We start from the raw sequence: 953 nt of genomic DNA, 5'->3' as shown, positions 1-953 counted from the left end.
CCCCCCGTCGGTCGGCGCGATCGGCTCGACCGGCACGAGACAGGCGGGCGGCCGCCCGCGATCGGCGCGATACAGCACGCGGCGCAGCGGCAGCAGACCGACCGGCGTCGCCCCGTCGCCTTCCTGCTTGTCCGCGCGCAGCCCGCCGCGGCCATAGGCGGCGCGCCACGCCCCGCCGCCGAGGCGCAGCACGCCCTCGGCCGTCAGCACCGCAATGCTCATGATCGTCCGTCCTTCAGTCGAGCAGATGCCCGAAGCGCCGCGCCTTGGTGGCGAGATAGGCGTCGTTGACGCCGTTCGGGGCGAAGGCGTGCTCGACCCGCTCGACCACCTCCACGCCGCACGCCGCCAGCGCGGCCACCTTGTCCGGGTTGTTGGTCAGCAGCCGCACCGCGCCGATGCCGAGTTCGCGCAGCATCACCGCGGCGATGACGAAGTTGCGCTCGTCGGCACCCCAGCCGAGGGCGCAGTTCGCGTCCAGCGTGTCGAGCCCGCGATCCTGCAGCGCATAGGCGCGCAGCTTGTTCACCAGCCCGATGCCGCGCCCCTCCTGTGCCAGGTACAGCAGCACGCCGCAGCCTTCCTCGGCCATCCGACGCACCGCGCCGCGCAGCTGCGGGCCGCAGTCGCAGCGCAGGCTGCCCAGAAGGTCGCCGGTGAAGCACTCGGAATGCACGCGCACGAGCGTCGGCCGCGCCGGATCGGGCGTGCCGACGACGATCGCCAGATGCTCGACCCCGGCATCGGGCGCGCGGAAGGCGACCAGCCGCGCCTCGGGCGCGTCCTGCATCGGCAGCGCCGTCTCGGCGACGCGCCGCAACCCGGTCGCGGCGGCGGACGGATAGGCGAGCACCGCCTCCGCCGCGACGGACAACAGGCCGCGCGCCTCCGCGTGGGCGACGGCATAGGGAACGGCGGGCGCCACCACGACGGCCGGCAGCAGCCGCGCGAGC

At 74.8% G+C, this 953-nt stretch carries 1 protein-coding gene and 1 pseudogene; both read right to left on the bottom strand.

Features of this window, described 5'->3' with window-relative positions; all coding sequences use genetic code 11:
• Positions 1–222, bottom strand: a pseudogene (locus tag B8460_RS17505) (L,D-transpeptidase family protein); the annotation flags it as partial.
• 13 nt (positions 223–235) lie between these two features.
• A partial coding sequence (ribA, locus tag B8460_RS17500; protein ID WP_048862906.1) for a GTP cyclohydrolase II occupies positions 236–953 on the bottom strand: 718 nt, incomplete at its 5' end.

The sequence above is a fragment of the Acidisphaera rubrifaciens HS-AP3 genome, from assembly GCF_000964365.1.
GTDB lineage: Bacteria > Pseudomonadota > Alphaproteobacteria > Acetobacterales > Acetobacteraceae > Acidisphaera > Acidisphaera rubrifaciens.
This window is presented reverse-complemented; position numbering and strand designations above follow the sequence as displayed.